The sequence below is a fragment of the Micromonospora sp. NPDC053740 genome (assembly GCF_040677775.1).
GTDB lineage: Bacteria > Actinomycetota > Actinomycetes > Mycobacteriales > Micromonosporaceae > Micromonospora > Micromonospora alfalfae.
This window is the reverse complement of sequence record NZ_JBFASO010000011.1, coordinates 1-24,083: the sequence shown is the minus strand read 5'-3', so window position 1 is coordinate 24,083 and position 24,083 is coordinate 1. Positions and strand designations below refer to the sequence as shown.

Here is a 24,083-nt window from a genome sequence, read left to right as displayed (position 1 = left end):
CTGGCAAGGCATCCGTTCATCTATGCCACGCGGTGCGGCACTCCTATCCACGGACCCGGGTCTGAACATCTGCACGAGAAATAGTCGGCGCTGGGGGCGTCGACCCGCTTGATCGCCCCTCTCGGGTGGCGGTCCCTACGCGTTCCGGTCAACAGCTGGGCCTTGCTCGACGGACCGGCCACTGGTGTGGGCGGGCCGCCTCGACATACCACCGTGGCATTCGGCGACAATGGAACACGACAGCGTAGCGAGGCGATGGATGTCGGGAGGGCGAAAACACTCCCCTTCCCTGGGCAAAGCCACCAGACGTCCCCACCCGCAGCATCCGGAACATCGGCCATTCGGGTGAACCAACGGCTTCCCCGCCGGCCAGGCTTCACCAAATCCACATCCTTCCACTGTGAACCGTGGGGTGTCAAGGCGTTGTGCCGCCATTGACATCCGCCAGCATGGCTGCAAGTGTGAGATGGTCTTGGGCCCGAGTTGTCGGTCCGATGGAATGACGACGTTGGGCCGATCTCGGCCGATTCGGGCGCGACGGTCCGGGACGACACCAAGAATTGGATCACTAGATCGATGTCAAACGGGGTGGCAGCATGGTCGCACTTTGTCGGGTCCAAGGTTGTGGGGATCCGCCGCGTTCGCCCACGCTGTCTGAGAGCTCCGGGCTGCACAGGACCGGCTTGGCCGGTCGGCGTCAGACGGCCGGGCACCCGGTAGAACGTTGGAGTCGAGCTCACCGTCCCGACCCCACGGATGACCGGTTCGGATAGACCGGCATCGCACTCGGATACGACCACTCGGCAGGGTTCGTCGAGGCCGGCCGACGACACTGGTCCGCCAACCAATAAATTCGGGCCCACGGTGGTCGCGCAGGCGATCGAATCGAAACACGCGGTCCGGCCGTGATTCGGGCGCGCTCATGATGTCGACCTACCTCAGAGATCACTTTCTGCCTTGACAGGACAAGGCAAGCAGCTGGATACGGTTCCGCGACGAGGGAACCTACGGGCAACGCCTTCAACGAGTCTGAATCATCCGTTTAATTCTGTCCGGCTCAGCGAACCATGGCCGGCCTCGTCGGGTTGCCTCGAGCGGCGGGAACCGGTACGCAAAAAAGGGGGGGTGTTGTTGTCCGAGTACCGCCGGATCTCGCCGGAGACCGAGCTCATACGTTGGGTCTACGCCGACGTGTTAGGGGTGCCCGAAGTCGGGCCCCACGAGAATTTTCTCGATCTCGGTGGCCAGTCACTGCTTGCGGCACGCCTGGTCGGCCGAATCCGACGTGTTCTCGGCGTCGAGACCAGCATTCGGGCGGTGTTCGCCGCGCCGACACCCGCCGCGCTGGCGGAACATCTGGCCAGCAACCAGGACGCCGGCCGCCCCCTGACGCCGAGCCAGCGGTCCCAACGTATCGGCCTGTCGGCCGCTCAGCGCCGGTTGTGGTTCCTCAACCAGCTCAGCCCCGAGCGCACCGGTTATCTGGTGCCCCGGGCACTGAAGCTGACCGGCGTACTGGACCGTGCAGCGTTGGCAGCGGCGCTGCGGGACGTGCTCGGCCGGCACGAGGTGCTACGAACCGTCTACCCGGCGTGCGACGGTGTCCCGTACCAGGTGATCGCGAACGTGGAGGCCGATCTCGTCCACCGCGTCTGCGCGCCGGACGCGGTGGACGACGTGGTGGCGCAGGCCTGCCGGGAGCCGTTCGACCTGACTGTCGACCGGCCGGTCCGTGCGACGCTCATCGAGCTTGCTCCGGGCGAGCATGTCCTCCTGCTGGTCATCCATCACATTGCGTGTGACGCCTGGTCGATGCGGCCGCTGATGAGAGACCTGGAGACGGCGTACCTCGCCCGACGAGTGGGCGCCGCTCCGGTGTGGGATCCCCTGCCGGTCCAGTACGCCGACTTCGTGCCCTGGCACGAGGCGCTGCTCGCGCAGATCGGTGCCGCCCAGCGGGCATTCTGGCGTCGCCAACTGGCTACCGTGCCGCACGAGGCGTCGTTGCCCAGTGACCGACCGAGACGCCCGACGCGACACCAGGGTGCCGTGGTCTCGACGCGATGGGACGCCTCGATCCGCTCGGGCGTCGTCAGCCTCGCGAGGGCCACCGGTGCGACACCGTTCATGGTGCTGCGGTCGGCACTCGCGGTGGTGCTGAACGGGATGGGTGCCGGAGCGAAGGTTCCGGTCGGGGTGCCGGTGCTCGGTCGTGACGACGTCGCCCTCGACGATCTCGTCGGCTGCTTCGTCAACACGCTGGTGCTGCGCACAGACACGGCAGGCAACCCGACGTTCCGCGACCTCGTGGCGAGCACCCGGGACAACGATCTGCTTTGCTATGCCCACCAGGATCTGCCGTTCGACCAGGTGGTGGAGGAGCTCAACCCGCCCCGCTCGCCGGCCGTCCATCCGCTCTTCCAGATCATGGTGGCCATGGAGTCGGCCGACCCGCCGCTGCCGTGCTGGCCCGGCCTCACAGTCACCGAGGTCCCCGTTGCGACGACGGAGGCGAAGTTCGATCTCATCGTCGACTTCGTCGATCGCGGTGACGCTCTCGCCGTCTCGATTACCTACGACGTGGACCTCTACGACCAGTCCACGATTTCGGCCGTCTGCGCCGCGCTGAGCTCGCTGCTGGAGGCAGTCGTGGCGAGCCCGGACGACAGGGTTGAGGACATCGCCCCGGTAATGCCGGAAAGGGCGCTCACCCTCCCGGCGAGTCCGGTGCGTTCCGGGCCGACGCGGGTCGCCGGGCACGAGCAGGCCGAGTGCGACCGGCTCCGCGGGCTGTTCGCCGAGGTGCTGCGCCGCCCGGATGTGGGTGTGGACGATGACTTCTTCGGCGCCGGCGGATACTCGCTGCTCGCGGTGCGGCTGCTGGCCCGTGTGCGCTCGACCTTCGGTGTCCATCTCGGCATCGCCGACCTGTTCGAGAACCCGACGGTGACCACGCTGGCGCGGCGACTCGGTGCCGCGCAACCACTCGACGGCCTGGATTCCCTTGTCGCCCTCCGAACCGCCGGGGACCTGCCCCCGCTCTTCTGCCTACCGCCGGCCGCCGGCCTGGCCTGGGGATACTCGGGACTGCTGAGCCACCTGGAGCCGGACCGTCCGGTGTACGGGCTGCAGTCACCGGTACTCACGGGGATGAACCCGCGACCGACCTGGGACGAGTTGGTCCAGGACGCCGTCGCCCACATCCGGTCGGTGAGTCCGGCCGGGCCTCACCACCTGCTGGGGTGGTCCCTCGGCGCGTTGTTGGCGCACGCCACCGCTGCCCGATTGAGCGCGACGGGCGGAACACCGGCGTCGCTGACGTTGCTCGACGGATATCCGGAGGCTACGCCCGCTGTCACGGACATGACCTACACCGGAGTGCGCCGCGCGTTGCTGCTGTCGCTCGGCCACGACACGCACGACGTCCACGACGTCGGCGACAGCACTGTCGCACGAGTCCTGCACACGTCGAGCGGGCTGCCCGAGGCCTCCGTTCCCGCACTCGTCCGGGCGTTCGCGTACAACCGGACGCTCGTCGTGCCGGGGCCAACTGAACGCGTCAACGTGGTGGCGCTGGTTCTGCGGGCCACGAAGGACAAGGATGAGCACTCGCCCAATCCGCACGACTGGCGGCCGTACGTACGCGAGCTCACCGTCCTGGACGTCGATTGCTCGCACGGGGAGATGACGAACCCGGCCCCGATGAACGTGATCGGCAAGCTCGTCGCGGCACACCTCGCCGCGGTCGATCAAGCGGGGAACGCGCATGGCCAGAGGTGACCGACCCGCGACGGGACGACCCCGGGTATTGGTGGTCGACTACCCCGGCAGACGTGACGCCGCTCGAATAGCGGACCTACGACCCGACTCCATCGGGCTCGACGTCGTCGACTTGATCGGTCCACGGTTTCCGCGCGAGTGCCGTGCCGCGGCATACGCCACCGAGCTACTCAGGGACGCGAATGTCGGCCATCGGCCCCTCGCCGTCTTCGGGTACTGCATGGCGGCGCCGATCGCCCAGGAGGTCGCTGCGTTGGTGAGCACGGACCGGGAGCCGGTGTCACTCGTGCTGTTCGATTCGCGACCGGCGACCCTCACCGCGGTGGAGGACCAGTATCAGGCTGCGGCCCGTCAGCTCGTAGGACAGCTCGGTCCGGCCCTCGACAGCACCGTCCCACTCGAGACGAGCCTGATCGAGAAGGCGCCGGAGCAGGCCGTGTCAACGATGCGGGCGAACCTGACCCGGTTGGGCACCGCCGGGATCATGGCGAGCGGGGAGGACGCGGTGGACGCCGCGGAGATCGCCGCAGGCCTGACCGAGCACTACCTCGACTGGCTCATCCACCTGGTCGCCGCATACCACTGCGGGTGGCCGAGCTGGGGCGGTGCCGTGCTGCATCTGATGTCCGAACATCACCCGTTCACCGACGCCTGGCCTGGCGCCACCTCGACCCGACAGGCCCGCTTCGACGTGGCTCGGGTCGACCTGTTGCACAGCGCTGCGGTCCGCCGCGTCCTGTGTTCCTGGCTGGAGCGGCAGTCGACGACGGACCTCAACCTAGCCCCTGAGGAGACTCGATGACGGCCGAGCATCGACGCCGGTTCACGCTCGTGGTCAGCGACGCCGGGGCCACCTCGATCTGGCCCACAACCCTCACCGTGCCCGCCGGATGGCAGTCGACAGGCTTCGTCGGTGACCGGTCGGAGTGCCTCGCCGAGGCGCTCCGTAAGGGTGAGCCGGCCATCGACCGTCGAGCGGAGTCGGGCGAGACCCTGCTCTCCCTCGTGGCAGGAGCAGCGACACGTTTCCCGGGTCGGACCGCTGTCAGCGACGACACGACCGCCCTGACCTACCGCGAGCTGCTCGACCGGGCGTCCGCGGTCTCTCAGGCGTTGATCGGGCACGGTGTGCGCCGCGGTGACCGGGTTGTGGTGTACCTACGGCGCTCGGCGTCGACTGTGGTGGCGCTACTTGGTGTCCTGGGCGCGGGAGCCGCCTATGTCGCAGTCGATCCCCGCTACCCTGCCGGCCGCCGGGACATGATGATCGATGGTAGTCGGCCCAGTGCGATCCTCGCCGAGCCGGAATGGGCCGCCGGACTGACACCGACGGCGGCCACGGTGGTCGGTTGGGACGAGGACCTGACCGCCTCCGTCGGCGCAGTGCCGGTTACGGTGAGCGCGAACGATGTCGCGTCCGTCCTCTTCACCTCGGGATCGACCGGCCGCCCGAAGGCAATCGAACTCGAGCACCGCAACCTCGTGTACTTCGCGTCGAATGCCGGGCTGCCGCCCATCGATCCGGCCGACCGGGTCGGGCAGGTGTCGAGCGTGTCGTTCGACGCATACCACTTCGAGGTATGGCGCACGCTCGCTTCCGGTGCCACCGTCGTGATACTACCGGAACTCGTCGGCGCCATCGGCGCCGACCTGCAGCGGGAGCTGCGACGGCGCCGGATCACGGTGATGCTCGCCCCCACCATGGCGGTGAACCATGTCGTGTACGACGACCAGGAGGCCTTCGCACCATTACGTCTCCTGTACACCGGCGGGGACGTTCTGCAACGTGCCGCGTGCGCGAAACTGATCGAAAGTACTTTTGCCGGTGAATTCCTCAACCTGTACGGCCCCGCCGAGGCATCTACCGCCTGCACCGCCTATCGGGTGAACGACCTGGCACCGGATGCGACCGCCGTACCGATCGGCAGGCCGCTGCAGGGCGCCGCCGTGTATCTCCTCGGCCCGGACCTCGCCCCGGTGCCAGCCGGCGCGGTCGGCGAGATCCATATCGGTGGACGGGGGGTGGCCCGTGGCTATCTCGGGGAGCCGGACGCCACCGCGTCCCGCTTCCTACCCGACCCGTACGGAGTGCCGGGCAGCCGGATGTACGCCACCGGCGACCTTGGCAGGCAGGGACAGGACGGCCTGCTCATGTTCACCGGCAGAGCCGACAACCAGGTCAAGATCCGCGGATACCGCGTCGATCCAGGTGAGGTCGAGCAGGTTCTGTCCACACATCCCGTCGTGCGTGAGACGGCCGTGGTCGTCACCGGCTCGGGACAGGACCTGTGGCTGATCGCACTGGTCGTGGCCGACAAGCCGCTGCCTCCCCAGGAACTGCGTGCGTTCGCCGCCGACCTGCTACCCGACTACCTGGTCCCCTCCGCCTTCGTTCAGGTCGCCGAGATCCCCGCGACCGAGCACGGCAAGCGTGACATGGAGCGGCTGCGTCACCTCGCAGCGGACCAGGACCGCAGGCGGCGCGAGTACGACCCACCGACGGACGACACGGAGCGGTACCTGGCACGGGTATGGGAGCAGATGCTGGGTGTGGAGTGGATCGGTCGCACCGACGACTTCTTCGCCCTCGGGGGCAACTCCCTGCTCGCCTTCCGCTTGCAACGCCGCATCAAGCGCGACCTCGGCGCCGTCGTCGAGGTGCGCGCGTTGCTGGCCACGACAAGCCTCCACCGTCTGGCCGAGCTGGTCCGGCAAGCACCGAAGGAGGCTGAGGGCCAATGAGTACCCGCGTCCCCACCATCGACCTCACCCGAGTGGATCCGTTCGTCCAGGAGGAACATCACGACCAGCTCGCCTACCTCAGAGCACACGACCCCGTGCACTGGAACCCGACGAGCGGCGGCGGTGGTTTCTGGGCACTGACGCGGTACCGGGACGTCGCCGCCGCCTACAACGACCACGGAAATCTCAGCTCGGCGCGGGGGGCCATGCTCGGTGGATCCCTCCGCAGTGAGGTCGACACCGCGTCCGGTCGCATGCTCGTCGCCTCCGACCTGCCCCGGCACCGTCTCCTGCGGCAAACGCTGCACCGGGCCTTCGCCCCGACCGTCATGTCCCGCATGCGCACGCAGGTGGGCATTCTGGTCGACCGTGCGGTCAACGACATGCTCGCTCAGGGTGGGTGTGACTTCGCCGCCGACATCGCCCTGGAACTCCCCCGCGGCGCGCTCATGGCCATCATGGACATCGACCGCGAGCAGGCGGGCCACCTCATCGCATTGACGAGAAGGATGATCGGCTACCGAGACCCGCATTTCGGCGCCGACCCGGCTGAATCCGTGGACGACCAGAGACTCCGGCTGGGGGCGATCCAGGCCGAGATCTTCGGGTTCTTTCTCGACCTCATCGAGGAGCGGCGTGACTCCGCCGGCACGGACCTGATCGGAATGCTCCTCACCGCGGAGGTGAACGGACGACCGTTCTCCGAGGAAGATTTGATCTACAACTGCATGAACGTGGCTGTGGGTGGGAACGAGACGTCCTCCTACACGGCGTGTTCGGGCATGCTCGAACTGGCCAGGAATCCCCGACACCTCGCGCTCCTCGCCGGGAGGCCCCAGCTGACGGACTCGGCGGTCGACGAGATGGTCCGGTGGGCATCCGTCAATGCGTACGTGCAACGGGTGGCTCTGCGGGAGCTCGAAATCGGCGGGAAGACGATCCGTGCCGGCGATATCGTCACCTTGTGGAACGCTTCAGCGAACTACGACGAGGACTTTTTTCCGGATGCCCGGGTCTTCGACGTGACGCGGTCCCCGAACCGACACCTCTCCTACGGCTTCGGGCTGCATCGCTGCATCGGCGCCGCCTTCGCCCAGGTCGAGCTTGGCGTCATGCTGGAGCGTCTGGTCGCGACCGGCCTCCGATTCGAGGTGGCCGGTCCCGTACGCCGGCTGTGGTCCAACTTCATCCTCGGCATCACCGCCCTACCCATCGCTGTGTCCGGCGAAGCCGTCAGGACCGGGGCATGAGCCTGCCCCGCCTGGCCGTCGTATACGACCTCGGTGCGGCGGTTCCCCTCGACATCCTGACCGACCTTGAGGGGATCGCCGAGCCGATCTTCGTACTACCCGCCACCGAGTACGGCCGGAAGGTCGCCGGGATGCTGACCGACCTCGCCGACATCTGCGGTGTCGACGAGGTGAGCGCCCACCGTCCGGACGGCATCACCACGTTCAGTGACTTCCAGATGGACACGACCGCGCGACTTGCCCAGGAACTCGCTCTTCCCTTCCACTCGCCGGCGACCGCAGCTGCTATCACCCGTAAGTTTCTGCAACGGGAGACCTTGAACGCGCATGGTGTCGGGTACGCCGCCACCGCCCTGATCACCGACCGGGCGTCCACCGAGGAAGCCCTCGACCGGGTGCCCCTGCCGGGCGTGCTCAAGCCGAACCGAGGCGTCGGCGGCACCGACACCTACCTGGTCCAGTCTGCCGACGAACTACTGCGTCTGGTCGACGACCTCCTCGGCGACCGGCCCCGCCATCCCGATGCCGGGTTCGTTCTCGAGACACGCCTGGTGCCCGAACCTGTTGCCGAGCCATGGGGCGGGTATGTGTCCGTGGAGTCGATGGTCCGCGGCGGGCGGGTACACCAGCTGGGGATAACGGGGAAGTTCGCCCTCAGCGCTCCCTTCCGGGAACATGGTGGCTTCGTTCCACCCGTCCCGGGAAGCGTCGACGAGGAGGCGGTCTACGGCCTGGCTGCTCGAGCGCTCGATGCGCTCCGGGTGGGTGACTCGGTCTGCCACACCGAGATCATGATGACCAGAAGCGGACCTCAGATCATCGAGGTGAACGGGCGCGCGGGCGGCAACATCGTGGACCTGTTCCGGCGGGGTCACGGCATAAGCCTCATCGAGTTGGCCGCACGGCTGGCGCTGGGTCACGAACCAGAAGTCGCGAGTCGGTCCGCGGACCAGGTCGTCTTCCACTATTTCGGCCTGGCCCCCAGAAACGCCCGGGTGTTCAGCGAGGCAGCCGGCCTGGAGGACGTGCGCGGGATGTCGGAGGTGGAACGCCTCGACGTCATAGTACCTCCCGGTTCGTCGCTAGACTGGCGACGTGGGTTCCGCGAGCGCGTCTACACCTGCGGCGGCTCGGTCGCCGACCACGATGCGCTGGCGGAGTTCCTTCCCCGCATGGAGCGGCTGCTCGATCTGACGTACGGGTGAGCAGTGGCCTTCCGTCGGAGGTCCCCGGCCCGGCCGACCTTGCGAGTATCGAACGCGCTTCCAGGCGGGGGCCGTCCCGGTCGATCAACACGCGGCCGACGAGAAGAGATCATTTCGAGTAGCGACTCAGCATCCCTTGGGAGGCCTTGGGAGGCCAGCGTCCGGTAGTCGTCGGGGCCGAACAGGCGTGGCTGGTCAGCGACAAGCCGGCGAAGGATCACCGCGGCCCTGCGGGTGTCGCCCCCGGCCCCGTACCAGCGGGCCAGCTGGTGGCGGACCGCACAACCCAATTCGTGATCGCTGCCGAGCATGACGGCACTTACGGAGCACCGCGGATCACCGCCGAGCTGCGCGATGCCGGACAACCGGTCAACCGTAAGCGGGTCGCCCGGGTGATGCGTCGCTTCGGCGTGCAGGGTCTACGACTGCACCGGCGAACTCGTACGACGGTGCAGTCGTAGACCCGACCCGGCCGCGGCGAAGGCCCCGGACCTGATCGGCCGTGACTTCACCGCCGGCGCTGTCAACCAGCGCTACGTCGGTGACATCACCTACCTGCCGGTGGGTGAGCGCGGGTTCCTCTACCTGGCCACCGTCCTCGACCTGCACTCCCGGCGCCTCGCCGGCTGGGCGATCGCCGATCACATGCGCACCGACCTTGTCATCGACGCCCTCCACGCCGCCCGACGCACCCGGGGCTGCTCGACGGGGCGACCATGCACACCGACCACGGAGCCCAAGGCAATACACCTCTCGGGCCTTCGCCGAGGCCTGCCAGGCAGCCGGGGTCCGGCAGCCGATGAGCGCGGTCGGTAGCTCCGCCGACAACGCGGTAGGGATCGTTCAACGCCACCTTCAAACGCGAAACCCTCCAAGGCCGCCGCGCTTTCACCGACGAACGCGAAGCACGGCTGACCACCTTCCGCTGGATGCACCGCTACAACACCGCCCGCCGCCACTCCCGGCTCGGACAGCAGTCACCGATCGCCTACGAAAAGAACATTCGGCAAGCGCCGGCTACGCTGGCCCCGGCCGCATAAACCCCGTGTCCAGGATCAGGGGTCAAGCCCCGCGAGCTTCGATAGTGTGAGCGGGCACCAGCGCATGCTCCGCGACATGGAAGCGTTGTCGGAGTGGCCCCGGTCCATGGCCCTTCAGGTCATGACCACCTCAGGGTGTAACCGGGTGACCGTCGACCCGAAGAGATCGGGCGATGCCCTCCGCGCAGCACCGTCGGAGGCAGTATGAATACCTACCGAATGCCCTCAGAGAAGCGGTGATCTTCATGTCCGAGCAGCACACCAGCCTTCTCGCCCGTTTGCAGGCCGGTCCCGTGGGCGACGCCGAGTCCTGGATCAACGAGAACAGCACACGCATCCGAAGCTTGGTGGCCACGCACGGGGCCCTCCTCGTCCGCGGCCTGCCGATCAGCAGCCGAACCACAGCTGTCGCCGCCGTACGCGCGGCCATTGGCGACGGCATGGCCGAGCGAGAGGGATTTGCCCCGCGCGAGGCCTACGGCGGCGGTGTGTACTCCTCGTCGTACTGGTCCGCCGACCAGCCAATGTGCATGCACCACGAGCTAAGTTACGTCCACACTCCGCCCAGGATCCTGGCGTTCGCCTGCGTCACGCCGCCGGAAAGCGGGGGCATCACTGCCCTGGCCGATGCGCGTGCGGTCCTGAGGGATCTACCGACCGACCTCGTCGAGCGCTTCGAACGAAACGGCTGGCGTCTGACCCGCAGCTACAACCCTCTCGTCGGTACCCGTTGGCAGGATGCCTTCGGCAGCGAGGATCGTGCCGAGGTGGAGCGGTACTGCGACGAGAACGACCTGGAGGCGGTCTGGCAGGCGGACGGGACTTTGAAGACCGTTCAGAACCGCCCCGCAGTCGTGGCCCATCCGGACACCGGAGAGCGCTGCTGGTTCAACCAGGTGGCGTTCCTCAACGAATGGACGATGGAGCCCGAGGTGCGGGAGTTCCTCGTCGAGGAGTTCGGCCCGGAAAGCCTGCCGTTCAACACCTTCTGCGGCGATGGATGGCCCCTCGACCGGAGCAGCGTGGACGACATCAACAAGGTGTACGAGGCGCACACCGTGCGCGAGCCATGGCAGCGGGGCGACCTCCTGGTCGTCGACAACATCCTGACGGCGCACAGCCGCGAACCTTACCGAGGTGAGCGGGAGATCGTCGTGGGTCTGGGCGAGCCGTTCCGCCTTTGAGGTTTTCGAGCCGTACGGAAAAGGGAGTGCGCCCCACAGGTGCGCTCCCTTTTCCCGTCGCCGGTGTGGCTGGGTGGCCTCAGTCGAAGCTCAGCGTGCGGTAGACCGTCACGTTTCCGGCCAGCTTCTGGCATGCCTGAGCCGCAGTCGCCAACTGGCCGGGGCAGTCCGGAGCCGCCGTGTCCAAAAGGATGCCGAGCGTCGTGCCGCTGTGCCCGACCACGACGCCCAGACCATCGACTGAATCACAGATTCGGGTCATTGCCTCGAGTGACCATTTGTAGCGGAGGGGCTGATTCATCCAAGCGCTGGTCGTTGCGACTCGGCCGACCTCGGCCAAGTCGCGACGGGTCACCGCTTCGGTGATGCGGTCGAGCAGGGCTGCATATGTCCGCTTGTCGCCGGCGGTGAAGGGCTTGGCGATGTTGTTGAACGCGACCGTGTCGACCTGACCCCCCTCGTCGATGCTGACGACCGCCATTGAGGGCAGTGAACCCAGGCGGGCCCGCAGTCGGACGCTGCGGTGGTGGTACGCCACCACCGACGGATAGAGCACGCCGTCGGTCGGCTCGATCTTAAATAGATAGCTCTCGATGCGTTCCGGGGGCATGGGCTCATCCAGAGCGTTGGCGACGGCTCGGGCCGTCGCCACGAGGTCGGCCGACGAGCTTGCGAGACCCTTGCCCTCGGGCAGCACACTGTCGATCTTCAGTGATCCACCCGCCGGCTGTCCCACGTCCTTGAGGATCATGGAGATGAGCCGGAGGGCCTTCGTCTTGTGCGGTGGCCTGACCTGCAACTCGCGGCTCTGCGGGTGGAATTCGAAGCGGGCCATGGCCCAGCGTGCGATGGGAAGAGTCACCAGGAAGTCACCATCGTCCTCAGGCAGCACCCCTTGGAGCAACTCCCCGAAGGTGCCGAAAGCCGAGCTCACTCCGGTGGCGGCCGCGCGACTGTAGTTCGGGCGCGCCGCGACTGCCCGGAACGTGGTCATGTGGCTTACCTAACCCTGTCGATCCGACGCCCTGCAGGCGGTCCGCACCAGTTCTGCGGCATCCGTCGGTCGTGTGCTGACAAAGTAGTGCCCTCCCTGCTCCAGCTCATGCAGCGTCACCCGGTCGGAGACGGCCTTCCATCCCTCGTATGCGCCTGCGGACCGCGCGGTGGACGCATCGTCCCGCGCGAGGACGACCTCGACCGGTGTGTCGACTCGGTATGCCGAGGGGTCCTCGTGAATCCGGAGCAGGTGGCTGTTGGACGTGAGGACGTCGTGCCGGTAGGCGCGGCTCACTACATCGGCACGCTCCGGCTTGAGCGCATCCAGCTCGACATAGGCGTTGTCGGCGCGCAGTCGGTCGAGCAAGCTCCTGGCGCTGGCTGCGGACACCTCGGTCATCTCCTCGCGAAGGGCCTCGGCGCTCTCCAGCAGGAGCGCGCCGACGAACACCCGTGCAGCGGGAACTCCTTCCAACTCCAAGAGCCGGGCCGTCTCCAGTGCGGGCACAGCGCCCGCGCAGTGCCCCCAGAGCAGTACGGGGGTGGATACCTTTTCGGCGATCTCGTCGCAGACCCGGCGGGCGAGGGCGAGCACGTCCTCAAGTGACTCGGCGTCGCCGGTGAAATCGTGCCCGGGAAGTTCTACACCCAGCACCGCGATACCGTCGCGTGCCAGCTCGGTAGCCAGGGAGCGGAAATTGACGGCGTTACCGCCCGCGTAGGGGAAGCACACCAGAGTGTTGTGCGGGGTGTGCACGGACGACAGCGGCTGGAGCAACCCGGCCACCGCGTCCTGCGTGTCGCCGCGGTCACGCTCTTCGAGGACCCCCGCGAGGTCGGCGAGGACCGGATGGGCGACCAGATCCTTGAGTGAGAGGGCCCGGTCCAGACGGACCAGCAGGCGGACCGCCGCGAGCGAGGTACCGCCGAGCTCGAAGAAACTGTCGGCGCGTCCGATCCGTTCGAGCGGCACGCCGAGGACCTCCGCCCACAGCGTCGCGAGGCGCCGCTCGGACGGGGATCCCGGTGCGACATACGGGGCCCCGCCGTGGCCCAGAGTGCCAGCCAGACGCCCCAGGGCCTTCTTGTCGATCTTGCCATTCTCGGTGAGCGGGAGGCTTTTCAACTGGTGGAAGTAGGTGGGCATCATGTAGACAGGCAGGCGCGCCGAGAGAAAGTCGCGAACCCGCTCGATGGGCACCTCTCCGGTACCGCTGAAGTACGCGACGAGATTCCGTGATTCCCCCGATTCGCCGTCGATGACGACCGCGGCCTCGCGGATGCCTTCCACGGCGAGGAGCTTGCTCTCGATCTCCCCGATCTCGATGCGGAATCCGTCGATTTTGACCTGTTCGTCGCGGCGTCCGCGGTATTCGATGCGACCCTCCGGCAGCCAGCGACCGTAGTCGCCGGTGCGGTACATGCGTGTGTTCGCGCGGAACGGGTCCGGGACGAACGCCTCTCGCGTGCGCTCGGGGTCATTGATGTAACCGCGACCAACGCAAACACCGGAGAACGCGATCTCTCCCACCGAGCCGAGTGGCACCAGGTTTAGGTTCCCGTCCAAAATGTACGTGTTGACATTTCGCAAGGACCGCCCGACGCTGACGAACTCTCGCTCCGGAACCCGGTCGAGGATCTCGTGCATCGTGTCGTCGGACACCTCAGTCGCGCCGTAGGCATTGGCCAGCTTGATCTCCGGACAAACGGTGAACCAACGCTGCACGAGCTCGTACTTGAGTGCCTCCCCGGTCACCGACACGATCCGCAGTACCCCGAGGTCGCGCGGGTGCTGCTCCAAATGTGTCAGCAGGACCTCCAGGTAGGAGGGAACGATCTGCGCCACGGTGACACGCCGGTCAACGATCACGTCGAGGAACCCGCCGATGTCCAGGAGCACCTCGGTGTCGACGATGCAGACGGTGCCGCCGACCAGCAGCGGCGCGGCGAACTGCCACAATGAGATGTCGAAGCACTGCGATGCGGTCTGCGTGACAACCTCCCCGGCTCCCTCCTCCATCCCGAGGTCTTCGACCTTCATGTAGAGGTGGTTGAGCATGCCTGCGTGCTCGCACAAGGCACCCTTGGGAGCGCCGGTGGAGCCGGAGGTGAAGTAGATGTACGCCGCCTGTTCAGGGGCCACCGCCACAGCCGGCGGCTCAGTGGGGCCGTTCGCCGCGTGGATGCCCGGGATGAACAGGACAACCGGCGGTGCGGCCAGCCCGGTGCACGCCGCCTGGATGAGTTCCACACTTTCCGGAGCGGCGAGCGCGAACGCGCAGGCGCTCCGCTCCAGCTGGGTGGCGACCCGATCCGGGGGGAAGTCCGGCCGCACCGGCAGGTAGACGCCGCCCGCCTTGAAGACGCCGAGCGCGGCGGCGATCCAGTCGAGGGCCCGGTCCAGAACGACCGCGACCACGTCTTCCGGGCCCGACCCAGCGGCGATGAGCGCATGTGCGATCCGGTTGGCTCTCGCGTCGAGTTCGGCATACGTCCAGCGCTGGTCACCGTGCTCGGCCGCCACGGCGTCAGGAGCGGTGCGTACCCGCTTCTGGAACAGGTCGACGAAAGTCAGCTCCGGCAGTTCGGTCCGGGGCCCGGCGAGTCCGTACAACTGCTTTTCGACCTCCGCCGCGGCCAGCAGGCTCTGCCGGTCATGCCGCTCGCCCGGATCGGCCACGAGCAGCCGCAGAGCGGTGAGGTGGTACCCGGCGAGCCGCGCAGCATACGTCTCGTCGAGCACTCGGCGGTCGTACATGACTCGCAGCGCGAGCCCGTCGCCGTCACGGTCCCAGACGACGCGGAGGACCGTGTCTTCGTGCAGGTCTTCGTCCGGGGTGCCGGCGGCACCCGCAGCCAGCCCCGACAGGTCGAGCACGGATTCCGGACGTGTTTCGGTACGGTGCCGGGCAGTCGTCGCCGCAGCCGCGGCGGTGACCAGATCCGTCCAGTTCGATGGGCTGACGGTCAGGTGTAGCGGCGCTTCGACGTGCTCGGGTCCCTGCGGCACAAGGCCGATGACCAGTTCGCGTTCAGCGGTGACGGTCGCCAGGACGCGCGCGTGCGCGGCAAGCAACAACGGGGATATCGTGGTCATGCCCAGTTCGACGGCGGTGCGTTCGATCTCGCCCGCCAGTTCCACGGACAGCCGCGTCCGGTGCACACCGATGCCCTGCTCGCCACCGGAGGGCGCCGTCCATCGCGGAATACTGGTGGACGTACGCTTCTTCGTAACGTCGGTCATCGACGCGGCTCCTTCTTCGGTAGACGCAATGTATCCGGGGCGGGCGGTTCGTCCGCGCTCGCCGGAACCTCCAGGCGGACGTCGATCATGCCTACGGCGGCCACGGCACGCTGTGCCGCCTGTTCCGGATCGGCCCCGGTGGCGACCACGCAGCCCAGGCGGTCCTGGAACGAGTTGGTGATGAGGACGCTGCAGCCCGCTGCCGTGCTGGTGGTCGCGGCTACGACTCCGGGGACCGCCCTGGCGCGCTCGGTCCCCTGGACGGCCGCAATCCGTCCCTCCTGTTCGGCCCGGAGAAAACGGACCGCAGCATGCCCTGTACCGGGCGCCGCGGGCGCCGGCGCCTGGCCGGACGCCCGCGCGACGACCGCGTCGACGAGGTCGATGCCGGTGGCGGCGTGCACGGCGACGGGGATCATGCCGCCCGCGAGGCGCGGATTGACCTCGATGACAATCGGGCCTTGGGTGGAGAGGCGGAGCTCTGTGTGGGCCGCGCCCCAGCCGAGGCCGAGCGCGACCAGCGCCCTCACGGCGGTGTCACCGAGCACCGTTGCGGTCGCGTCCGGCACAGGCGCGGGCACGTCGTGCCCGATCTCCACGAAGTACGGCTGCGGTCCGAGATGCTTGGCGACGACGGCCACGACGGAGCTGTCGAACGTCTCAACCGAAAACTCCGGCCCCGTGACGGCCGCTTCGATGAGGACCCGTGTCGGCACCGGATTGCCGCGTTCGTCGGTGGCCCGGCCGAGCAGTTCGCCCGCCCACCACGCCGTCTCCTCCAGGTCACGACAGAGTCGTACTCCGACCGAGCCCGACCCGCTCACGGGTTTGAGTACGACGGGGAGACCGATCGCTTCGGCTACCTCTACCGCCTGCGCCACGTCTTCGACAGCGGCGAACCTGGGAACCGAAACGCCGCCGGCTTCCAGTGCCGCGCGTTGGACGTCCTTGAGGCGGCAGCGGGCCAGGGCGTCCGCGTCTGCCGCTGGCAGCCCGAATGTGGCGGCCACGCGGGCAGCGTCCGATACGAAGTACTCGGAACTGGAGGCGACCCCGGCGAGGCCCCCGTCGGCGACGAGCGCCCCGCAGGCGTCAAGGATGGCCGCCAGGTCGCGGGTGTCGAGGACCCGGGTGTCGATACCGTCCTGGGACACGTACGGATAGCGCTTGGGATCCCGGGTCAGCAGTACGGGCCGCAGCCCGCGCGCCCGCGCGGCGACACAGAACTCCCGCCCGGTACCGGTGGTGTTGCTTTCGAGAAGCACGAACCAGGCCCCGTCGGGGCCGTCCGCACGCGGGCCCCCAGGGGTTGGCACACTCACGCGCTGCCTCCGGATCCGTGTGTTGCGACGACGGCGTCGACCGCCGCCTCCAGATCGCATGCCGCGTCCCGCAGACGAGTCCGGTAGGCCGTGAGCCAGCCGCTGTGGACGAGGAGAGCCTGTCGCAGCACGCCCGCGATCTTGTCGCACTCGCCGGGGCCACCTCCCCGGTTGTGCCCGGCAACCACCTCGGAGAGCGAGGGAAGTGCGCTGGGCACGTCGGCAGGCTCGCCGTTCGGCAGGCTGATCATGGCGAGCTCCATGGCCCCGGAATCGGCGGCCTTCCGGACAGCGGCACCGACGACGTGGTGTGCGGTTCGGAAGGGCACGCCCTGGGCGACCAACCGGTTGGCGATCACGGTCGCGGTCACGAACCCCTCTTTGGCCCGTTGTTCCATCCGGGTAGCATTCGGGCGGGCCCCGGTGACGAGAACCTGGGCGAGCAGTACGCCGTCCCGCACGGCGTCGAACCCGGGCCAGGCGGCGGCGACTGCTTCTGTGCCGACCTCAATCGAGTTGGTGAAGGGGGTCGACTTCATGGCCGACGCTGACGCGGTCCAGGCTCCGATGGCCGCTGCGGCCTTTGCTTTGAGGTGTTCGAGCAGAAACGCGTTGCGCTTCTGCGGCATGGCCGAGCTGCCACCGACGAGCCGCTCGGGGAAGTCGATGAACCCGAACTCCTGGGTGCTCCAGAGCTGAAGATCGGTGGCGAGGCGGCTGAGGGTCAGTCCGGCCGAGGCAACCGCGGCAAGCGCCCGGAGCGCGGTGTCGCGCGCGGCCACCGCGTCTGTGGCGTGCAACGGCGGCTCGACGAAGCCCAACAGGACGGCGGTGCGCGCCGGATGGATGGGCAAGTCGGTTCCCGCCACCGCTCCCGCGCCGAGGGGGCAGCGACGTAGCTCGTCGACCGCGTGCCGCAGCGCGGCGATGTCACGGTCGAAAGCGGTGGCGATCCCCGCTAGGTAGTAGCCGTAACTAATGGGCATCGCCGGCTGGAAGTGGGTGTAGATCGGCATGACGACGTCTTGATGAACCCGGGACCTGGAGAGCAGAGCCGCTTGCAGCCGTAGCATCTCGCCGATGAGGTCCGTCAGTTCGGCGCGCAGCCGGATCGCGGTGGTGGTCGCCTTGATGTCGTTTCGAGACCGTCCGGTGTGCAGCTTGCCGCCGATGTTCACTCCGAGTTCGGCCACGAGGTGTGCCTCGTACATCAGGTACAGGCCACGTGGAGCGTCCAGACCGGACAGCTCGCGGAAGCCGTCCGCTCGGAGGCCCCTGATGTGGGTGAGCAGGGCGGCGGCGGCCGACCCGGGCAGCAGCCCAACCTCGGTCAGCATCACGATGTGCGCCAGGTCGATGGTGCTGATGGGGTCCAACTCCCGTCGGATATCCTCGGGGCTGGGATCGCCGTACACGATGCCGCGGGTGCGCCAGCCTATGGTGCGGCTGAGCCGCCCGGTGTTCGTCACGACGCGGCCTGTCCGGCGTGGGCGCCGGCGAAGCGCGGCACGACCCCCGGCACTTCCTCATAGGAGCGGCGGCCCCAGGCGAGCCTGGTCCAGCGGTTGTCGGCCTCGCCCGGAGCGTTGACGGTGATCGGATCGATGCGCCGGTCTGCCTCGGCGAGCAACTGCCCGTTTTCCGCGAGCCAGGCATCGTCGTACACGGTGGCCTGGTAGCGGTAACCCTCGTCAGGGAGCATCACGACACATTGCTGCTCCGGGTGACGCTCGGCCCACCATCGGGCGACGAGGTAGGCGGCGCCGCTCGTGGGTCCCTGGAAGAGGGCGTGCCGCGCGTGCAGCTCGCGCGTGCAGGCAAAGGCGTCGGCGGCGGAACACCAGTGGATTTCGTCGAAGACACTGTGGTCCAAGTTGGCGGGCCACAGGCTGTTGCCGATGCCACGCAGCGCGCGTAGCCCGTCGGTCTGTCCGAACAGCACGCTGTGATGGCTGTCGACACCGATGGCCAGTGTGTGCGGGGTACGCTCGCGCAGACCGGACACGGTGCCGCACATGGAGCCGCCGGAACCGACCGGGCCCACGAGACAATCGACCGTACCCAGTTCGCGTGCAAGCTGCTCCGCGATCGCTGCGTACGAGCGCGGGTTGTCGGGGTTGCTGTACTGCTCCGGGCAGAACGAGCCAGGCACCTCGGCGCGGATCTCGGCGAGCCTGCGCAGTCGCGCCTCCTGGAACCCGCCAACGGCGGCGGGCTCCGGGCAGATCTCGATTCGGGCACCGAGATCGGTCAGCCTACGATAGAGATTGGTATCGATGGTGGGATCGCTGACCAGGATCAGATCCCGCTTCATCAGCGCTGTCTGCATCGCCAGGGCAAGCCCGAAGGTGCCCGATGTCGTCTCCACGATTGTCGTTTCGGGACCGAGCTTACCCTGGTCCTCGGCGCGCTGAAGGATGTACATGGCGGGCAGCAACTTCATCAGGGTGAAAGCCGCGCCGTACAGGTTGGGACCGAGCCTGATCAGGCGCGGCATCCTCTGTGCCTCGGTTATCGTGTGGTATATCCGTGTAGCCACCGGTGTGGGGCTCCTCTGATTCGGGCGGGCAGCAGCACAGAAACCGGCTCGGCGCCGCCTGCGGCAGCGGCATGCGGGCGCGCGCCTACCGCCTCACCAGGCCATCCGTGCGGATCTTCCGCGATCTCTGAGTGCATCACACAACTGAGGTTTGGTCGGAGGCGGTGGTCCGCGCGGCACCCGGAGGGCATGGCCAAATACCTCGGCGCCCCCGGGCTTAGGACGTCTCCGCCGATCGCACCGGCGCATCGTCGTCCGTCAGGATCATGACGGTGGTGGCGAGGCAGGAGCCCTCTGAGCGGCCTGTAGCCCCTGTCGGGCGGAGTCTAGGGCTCTCTATGCTCAACTCGAGCATGGCGTGCATCGATTCCCCCGCTGTCGTGGTCATCTCGGTGGCGAGCGGCGCTGCCTTTGACGACAGTTATTGCATGCACCACCATGTGACGAGCCGCCGGAGCGGTCTCCGCGGTTACTCTAACTAGACCGGTGCGCGCGCGTCCACTCCGGATATCTCGTAGCCAGTCGGCTCGGAGCCATCTCGGCCCGGCCCGCAACGAGCTCTTTCGCAGCTTCCTGACAATGGTCCGAACGTACGAAGGGCCAGATAGCTTCTTCACCTACCCCCGGTCTGGAAGAGGCCCTACGCACCTCGGCATGAGGCACAGTCCCGCCCCGGACGCCGTGCCCGATGAGGGGGACGAGTGGGTTCGAACCCTACACAAGAGTGTAGATTCGGCCACATGTCAAGCCGCCGCTTGTAAACGTTCAACCCTGGCGCAATTCAGACGCTTCTGTTAGATTTCCGTAAAGACTTCCAACGGGTTCTCCCGTCCGCCTGTGACGATTGCCGCGCATCCGACCCTCTGCGGCATCGCACCAGGCGTCCAGAGTCGGCACACCGCCCGCTCGTAGGTCGCCGCGGCAACCTGCGGGGAGTCACCGGTTCTCTCTGCTCGTGCTGCGCGCAGCACGAGCAGAGATCTATCCGTTCTCAAGCACTTTGCGAGGATTTCATGAAGATTGGTGATCTGAACCTCCTGCCAGACGGTGAACGGGACAGGCTCATCGCACTCGGCAGGGGCGCCGACCGCCCCTTTCTGGCGGAGAAGACAATCGCCGATGTCTTCCGAGAGCGGGCAAGCGCATTTCCTGACTCAACCGCAGTGCTGTTCGGTGACGCGCAGCTGACTTACCGGGAACTGGACGAGTGGTCCGACCGGGTGGCCTGCGATCTCATTGAGGAGTACGGCATCGGGCCGGACCGGCTCGTCGCGCTGTGCTTCAGCCGAAGCCTCGAGATGACCGTGGCCATAATGTCCGTGTGGAAGGCTGGCGGCGCCTATGTCCCCGTCGACCCGGAAACCCCGGACGGCCGCGCGCGGTACATGCTGGAGGATGCTGCTGCCCCAGTGGTGCTCTGCGGTGAGGAGCACCGCGGCCGCATGGAGCGGTTGACCGCGCCCTCGGACGGTACGGCCGTCAGGGTCTTCAACGGTCCCTGGGAGCGTTCTCGACAAGGCAGCGACCGTCCGGTGCCGAGTGTCACTGGTGCCAGTGCCAGTGATCTGGCCTATGTCATCTTCACCTCCGGGACCACTGGCGCGCCCAAGGGGGTGTCGATCGAGAACCGTTCCGTGGTGAACCACGTCTGCGTCAGCAGCGCCCGGTACGGGATGGCCGGCCCGGGTGAGGAAGTCGTGCTGCAACTCCTCAACTACGCGTTCGACGGCGGGGTCTACCCTATGATCCTCGCCCTGCTGACCGGAAACACTCTCCTACTGACGCCAGATCAGCTGTGGGGGAAGAGTGGGGAGTTCACCGAGTACCTCAACGCGCACGGGGTCACACACATCAACGGCACACCGACCTTCTTCCAGCACATCGGGCTCGGCGAAGTCCCCAGCCTGAAGCGGCTGGTGGTCGGAGCAGAGGCCCTCGACTCCGCCTGCTTCCATGAGATGACGCGGGCCAACAAGGTGCCCGTGTTCAACGAGTACGGGCCCACGGAGGCCACCATCTCGACGGTCTCGCACGCCGTGCGGGAGTTCGACCTGGCGATCGGCCGGCCCCACGACAACGCACATGTGCTGGTGCTGGACAAAGCTCTGCGACCGGTGCCGACCGGCGCCGTGGGGGAGGTCTTCCTCGCCGGCCCAGGGCTGGCACGCGGCTATCTGAACCAGCCAGAGCTGACGGCGGAGAAGTTCGTCCCGAACCCTTTCCAGACCGACGCGGAGAAGGCCGACCTGTCGCACGGCCCTCAGGGGCGCAATGCCCGCCTGTACCAAACGGGGGACCTCGCCCGCTGGCGCTTGGACGGGGTGCTGGACTATGTCGGCCGCAGCGATTCCCAGATCAAGGTCCGCGGGTTCCGGGTCGAAGTCGCCGAAGTCGAGGCAGTCATCGGCGAGTTTCCAGGTGTGACGCAGAGCGTGGTCCTGCCCGGCACACCCGCAGAGCGCCACGCGGAAGCAGCCGGGGTCGACTTCCTCATCGGGTTCTACGTCGCCGACACCCCGCCGGTTCCCGAGGAACTTCTCCGGCATCTGGAACTCAAGCTGCCCTCATACATGGTCCCCGACGCGCTGGTGCACATCTCAGAGCTGCCGATGACAGCAAACGGCAAACTGGACACCCAAGCCCTGCGCGATCACCAGCCAGCGGCCCAGGGCGACGGCGCAGCCCCCCAGACAGAGCTTGAGACCCAGTTGCAGGCACTCGTCGCGGAGATCATCGGTATGGAACCCGAGAGGGTCGGCCTGGAAGACGACCTGTTCCGGCTCGGCCTCAACAGCATGCTGGTCATCAAACTCATCAACCGGCTTGAGACCGACCTGCAGATCGGCATCACCATCGCGTCGTTGTTCGCATACCCATCGATCGCGGAACTCATAGCAAGCCCCGACTTCGCCAACGCCACGCCGCCGTCCGATCACGCACCCACCACTGTCTGAGTGCCCGCATCACACGACCGAAGGAGGGATTTTATGGAGACCGCAGATTGCCTGGCGGTGGTGCTCACCACAGCGACCGAAGTCTTCGGCACAAAGGTCAGCGCCGCTGACAACTTCTTCGATCTTGGCGGAAACTCGCTTGTCGCCGTACAGCTGACAGACCAACTGGAGGAACGCCTCGGCAAGGAGGTCGACATCATCGACCTCCTCAGCGCCCAAAACTTCGAAGAATTTTCGATGGCTATGACGAAATAACTCGGTCACCGGTGATTTCCTTGTTGCACGGGTCTGTCAAGTTAACGGCTGATCTTGGTTGTTGAGGTGGTGGGACTGCGTAGATTTCCGTGTTTGACCTGGGTGTGGTCCGTTGGACAGGAGGTCGATCCTGTCCGGGAAGGACCACGTCATGGCAGACAAGAAGAAGGCGGTTCAGCTTCCTGAACCGACGGCGGCTGAGGTGGAGTTCGCGCAGCAGTTGGTCGAGCGTGCGAAGGCAGACGGAGTCTCGTTGGTCGGCCCGGGTGGCCTCCTCGCGGGGATCACCCGCACCGTCCTTGAATCAGCGCTCGACGCTGAACTGGATGCCCACCTCGACGAGGTCGGCGTCGACGAGGTCACCGGCCGGCGGAGCAACATCCGCAACGGGCACGGGGCGAAGACGGTGCAGACCGAGGTCGGGCCGGTGCGGATTCAGGTTCCGCGGGATCGGGCCGGGTCGTTCGCGCCGCGGATCGTGCCAAAGCACGTCCGCCGGTTGGACGGGTTCAACGAGGCGATTCTGTCGCTGTATGCCAAAGGGTTGACCACCGGGGAGATCGCCGCGCATCTGGCGGATGTGTATGACGCCGACGTGTCCCGGGAGTTGATCAGCCGGGTCACCGACAGCGTCGTGGAGGAGATGGAAGCCTGGCGGCAGCGGCCCCTCGACAGGATCTATCCCGTGGTGTTCATCGACGCCCTGGTGATGAAGATCCGCCAGGGGCAGGTCGCGAACCGGCCCGTCTACGTCGTGGTCGGTATCAGCCTCGACGGGGAACGCGACGTGCTCGGTATGTGGGCCGGGACCGGCGGTGAGGGCGCCAAGCAGTGGGCCGGTTACCTCACCGAGCTGCGCAACCGGGGCGTCGAGGACGTGTTCATGGTCTGCTCCGACGGCCTCAAGGGCATGACCGACGCGATCGAGCAGGTCTGGCCGCAGGCGGTGCACCAGCAGTGCGTCGTGCACCTCGTCCGCGCCAGCCTGCGCTACACCAATCGCAAGGACTGGCAGAAGATCACCCCCGCGTTGCGGGAGATCTACACCGCCCCCACCGTCGCGGCTGCGGAGGCACGGTTCGAGGAGTTCGCCATGCAGTTCGGTGACCAGTACCCGGCCGTGATCCGGCTCTGGCGCACCTCCTGGCCGCAGTTCGTGCCATTCCTGGACTACGACCACGAGGTCCGCAAAGTCCTCTACACGACCAACATCATCGAGAGCCTGAACGCCCGGTTCCGTCAGGCCGCCCGCCGGCGGGGCACTTCCCGACCGAGCAGGCCGCGATGAAGGTCCTCTACCTCGTCGTCCAGCAGAAACGTAAGGGCGGCGGGAGCATCACCGGCCGGGTCTACGGTTGGGCCAAGGCCCTCAACGCCCTGATCCTCGCCTACGGCGACCGGATCGCCATCTAACAGCATCGATCACACCACAGGCCCAAACACGGAAATCGACACACTCCCGTTTGTTGGTCACGGCACTAGCCAGCGGGCATGTTCGCGTTGGGTGTGTAGCGCGTCCGCGGTGATGACCGCCCCGGCCAGGTCGAGGGTGTCCAGCATGGGCACGAACCT

15 protein-coding genes and 2 pseudogenes are annotated in these 24,083 nt (G+C 67.2%); 11 read left to right on the top strand and 6 right to left on the bottom strand.

Annotated elements, in window-relative coordinates:
• The first annotated feature begins 957 nt into the window (after positions 1 to 957).
• The 7 genes and pseudogenes from AB0K35_RS26125 to AB0K35_RS26095 all read left to right on the top strand — a co-directional run bounded on the left by AB0K35_RS26125 (position 958) and on the right by AB0K35_RS26095 (position 11,201).
• The gene (locus tag AB0K35_RS26125; protein WP_363888355.1) at positions 958 to 3,780 is read left to right on the top strand and encodes a condensation domain-containing protein; all 2,823 of its coding nucleotides are present in this window, start codon (positions 958 to 960) and stop codon (positions 3,778 to 3,780) included.
• Entirely contained in the window at positions 3,767 to 4,582 is an 816-nt protein-coding gene (locus tag AB0K35_RS26120) for a thioesterase domain-containing protein (protein ID WP_363888353.1), read from the top strand. Before AB0K35_RS26125 ends, AB0K35_RS26120 begins: the two co-directional genes overlap by 14 nt.
• Positions 4,579 to 6,522 carry an amino acid adenylation domain-containing protein gene (locus AB0K35_RS26115; protein ID WP_363888351.1) on the top strand — a complete coding sequence of 648 codons (1,944 nt, stop codon included), beginning with the start codon at positions 4,579 to 4,581 and terminating at the stop codon, positions 6,520 to 6,522. Before AB0K35_RS26120 ends, AB0K35_RS26115 begins: the two co-directional genes overlap by 4 nt.
• 95 nt (positions 6,523 to 6,617) lie before the next feature.
• Positions 6,618 to 7,772, top strand: coding sequence for a cytochrome P450 (locus AB0K35_RS26110; protein WP_363888349.1), 1,155 nt, complete (start codon positions 6,618 to 6,620; stop codon positions 7,770 to 7,772).
• A gap of 131 nt (positions 7,773 to 7,903) precedes the next feature.
• The gene (locus tag AB0K35_RS26105; protein WP_363888347.1) at positions 7,904 to 8,977 is read left to right on the top strand and encodes a hypothetical protein; all 1,074 of its coding nucleotides are present in this window, start codon (positions 7,904 to 7,906) and stop codon (positions 8,975 to 8,977) included.
• A 296-nt stretch (positions 8,978 to 9,273) separates the two neighbouring features.
• Positions 9,274 to 10,017: pseudogene (locus tag AB0K35_RS26100) on the top strand (IS3 family transposase); the annotation flags it as partial.
• Between the two features lie 245 nt (positions 10,018 to 10,262).
• A complete protein-coding gene (locus AB0K35_RS26095; RefSeq protein ID WP_363888344.1) occupies positions 10,263 to 11,201 on the top strand; it encodes a TauD/TfdA family dioxygenase in 939 nt (312 codons plus the stop codon).
• Positions 11,202 to 11,280: 79 nt separating this feature from the next.
• Here AB0K35_RS26095 and AB0K35_RS26090 read toward each other — a convergent pair whose 3' ends face one another.
• Genes AB0K35_RS26090 through AB0K35_RS26070 form a run of 5 tightly spaced genes read right to left on the bottom strand, consistent with a single transcriptional unit; the run spans position 11,281 to position 19,260 of the window.
• On the bottom strand, positions 11,281 to 12,195 hold the full coding sequence (locus tag AB0K35_RS26090; protein WP_363888342.1) for a kinase: 915 nt from the start codon (positions 12,193 to 12,195) through the stop codon (positions 11,281 to 11,283).
• A 9-nt stretch (positions 12,196 to 12,204) separates the two neighbouring features.
• A complete protein-coding gene (locus AB0K35_RS26085) occupies positions 12,205 to 15,441 on the bottom strand; it encodes an amino acid adenylation domain-containing protein (RefSeq protein WP_363888340.1) in 3,237 nt (1,078 codons plus the stop codon).
• Positions 15,438 to 16,706 carry an ATP-grasp domain-containing protein gene (locus tag AB0K35_RS26080; protein WP_363888338.1) on the bottom strand — a complete coding sequence of 423 codons (1,269 nt, stop codon included), beginning with the start codon at positions 16,704 to 16,706 and terminating at the stop codon, positions 15,438 to 15,440. Before AB0K35_RS26080 ends, AB0K35_RS26085 begins: the two co-directional genes overlap by 4 nt.
• 53 nt (positions 16,707 to 16,759) lie before the next feature.
• Positions 16,760 to 18,232, bottom strand: coding sequence for an argininosuccinate lyase (gene argH, locus AB0K35_RS26075; protein ID WP_363888335.1), 1,473 nt, complete (start codon positions 18,230 to 18,232; stop codon positions 16,760 to 16,762).
• Positions 18,229 to 19,260: a cysteine synthase family protein gene (locus AB0K35_RS26070; protein WP_363888332.1), complete on the bottom strand. Its 1,032-nt coding sequence runs from the start codon at positions 19,258 to 19,260 to the stop codon at positions 18,229 to 18,231. The genes argH and AB0K35_RS26070 overlap by 4 nt, the downstream gene beginning before the upstream one ends.
• A 1,055-nt stretch (positions 19,261 to 20,315) precedes the next feature.
• Between AB0K35_RS26070 and AB0K35_RS26065 the strand changes: the two genes are divergently transcribed.
• From AB0K35_RS26065 to AB0K35_RS26050, 4 genes are all read left to right on the top strand, one after another.
• Positions 20,316 to 22,256, top strand: a complete 1,941-nt coding sequence (locus AB0K35_RS26065; protein WP_363888329.1) for a non-ribosomal peptide synthetase — start codon at positions 20,316 to 20,318, stop codon at positions 22,254 to 22,256.
• A gap of 33 nt (positions 22,257 to 22,289) precedes the next feature.
• On the top strand, positions 22,290 to 22,511 hold the full coding sequence (locus AB0K35_RS26060; protein WP_363888327.1) for a phosphopantetheine-binding protein: 222 nt from the start codon (positions 22,290 to 22,292) through the stop codon (positions 22,509 to 22,511).
• Positions 22,512 to 22,662: 151 nt separating this feature from the next.
• On the top strand, positions 22,663 to 23,799 hold the full coding sequence (locus tag AB0K35_RS26055) for an IS256 family transposase (protein WP_363888324.1): 1,137 nt from the start codon (positions 22,663 to 22,665) through the stop codon (positions 23,797 to 23,799).
• On the top strand, positions 23,796 to 23,924 hold the full coding sequence (locus tag AB0K35_RS26050) for a hypothetical protein (protein WP_357236143.1): 129 nt from the start codon (positions 23,796 to 23,798) through the stop codon (positions 23,922 to 23,924). The genes AB0K35_RS26055 and AB0K35_RS26050 overlap by 4 nt, the downstream gene beginning before the upstream one ends.
• 66 nt (positions 23,925 to 23,990) lie before the next feature.
• Here AB0K35_RS26050 and AB0K35_RS26045 read toward each other — a convergent pair.
• A pseudogene (locus AB0K35_RS26045) lies at positions 23,991 to 24,083 on the bottom strand (DDE transposase family protein); the annotation flags it as partial.

Excerpts from the sequence above, each read along its gene's own strand:
- AB0K35_RS26095 (WP_363888344.1), top strand. The coding sequence starts at position 10,263 with ATGTCCGAGCAGCACACCAGCCTTCTCGCCCGTTTGCAGGCCGGTCCC.
- AB0K35_RS26090 (WP_363888342.1), bottom strand. The coding sequence starts at position 12,195 with ATGACCACGTTCCGGGCAGTCGCGGCGCGCCCGAACTACAGTCGCGCG.
- AB0K35_RS26105 (WP_363888347.1), top strand. The coding sequence starts at position 7,904 with ATGCTGACCGACCTCGCCGACATCTGCGGTGTCGACGAGGTGAGCGCC.
- AB0K35_RS26085 (WP_363888340.1), bottom strand. The coding sequence starts at position 15,441 with ATGACCGACGTTACGAAGAAGCGTACGTCCACCAGTATTCCGCGATGG.
- AB0K35_RS26065 (WP_363888329.1), top strand. The coding sequence starts at position 20,316 with ATGAAGATTGGTGATCTGAACCTCCTGCCAGACGGTGAACGGGACAGG.
- AB0K35_RS26060 (WP_363888327.1), top strand. The coding sequence starts at position 22,290 with ATGGAGACCGCAGATTGCCTGGCGGTGGTGCTCACCACAGCGACCGAA.
- AB0K35_RS26120 (WP_363888353.1), top strand. The coding sequence starts at position 3,767 with ATGGCCAGAGGTGACCGACCCGCGACGGGACGACCCCGGGTATTGGTG.
- AB0K35_RS26070 (WP_363888332.1), bottom strand. The coding sequence starts at position 19,260 with ATGCCGCGCCTGATCAGGCTCGGTCCCAACCTGTACGGCGCGGCTTTC.
- AB0K35_RS26050 (WP_357236143.1), top strand. The coding sequence starts at position 23,796 with ATGAAGGTCCTCTACCTCGTCGTCCAGCAGAAACGTAAGGGCGGCGGG.
- AB0K35_RS26115 (WP_363888351.1), top strand. The coding sequence starts at position 4,579 with ATGACGGCCGAGCATCGACGCCGGTTCACGCTCGTGGTCAGCGACGCC.
- AB0K35_RS26055 (WP_363888324.1), top strand. The coding sequence starts at position 22,663 with ATGGCAGACAAGAAGAAGGCGGTTCAGCTTCCTGAACCGACGGCGGCT.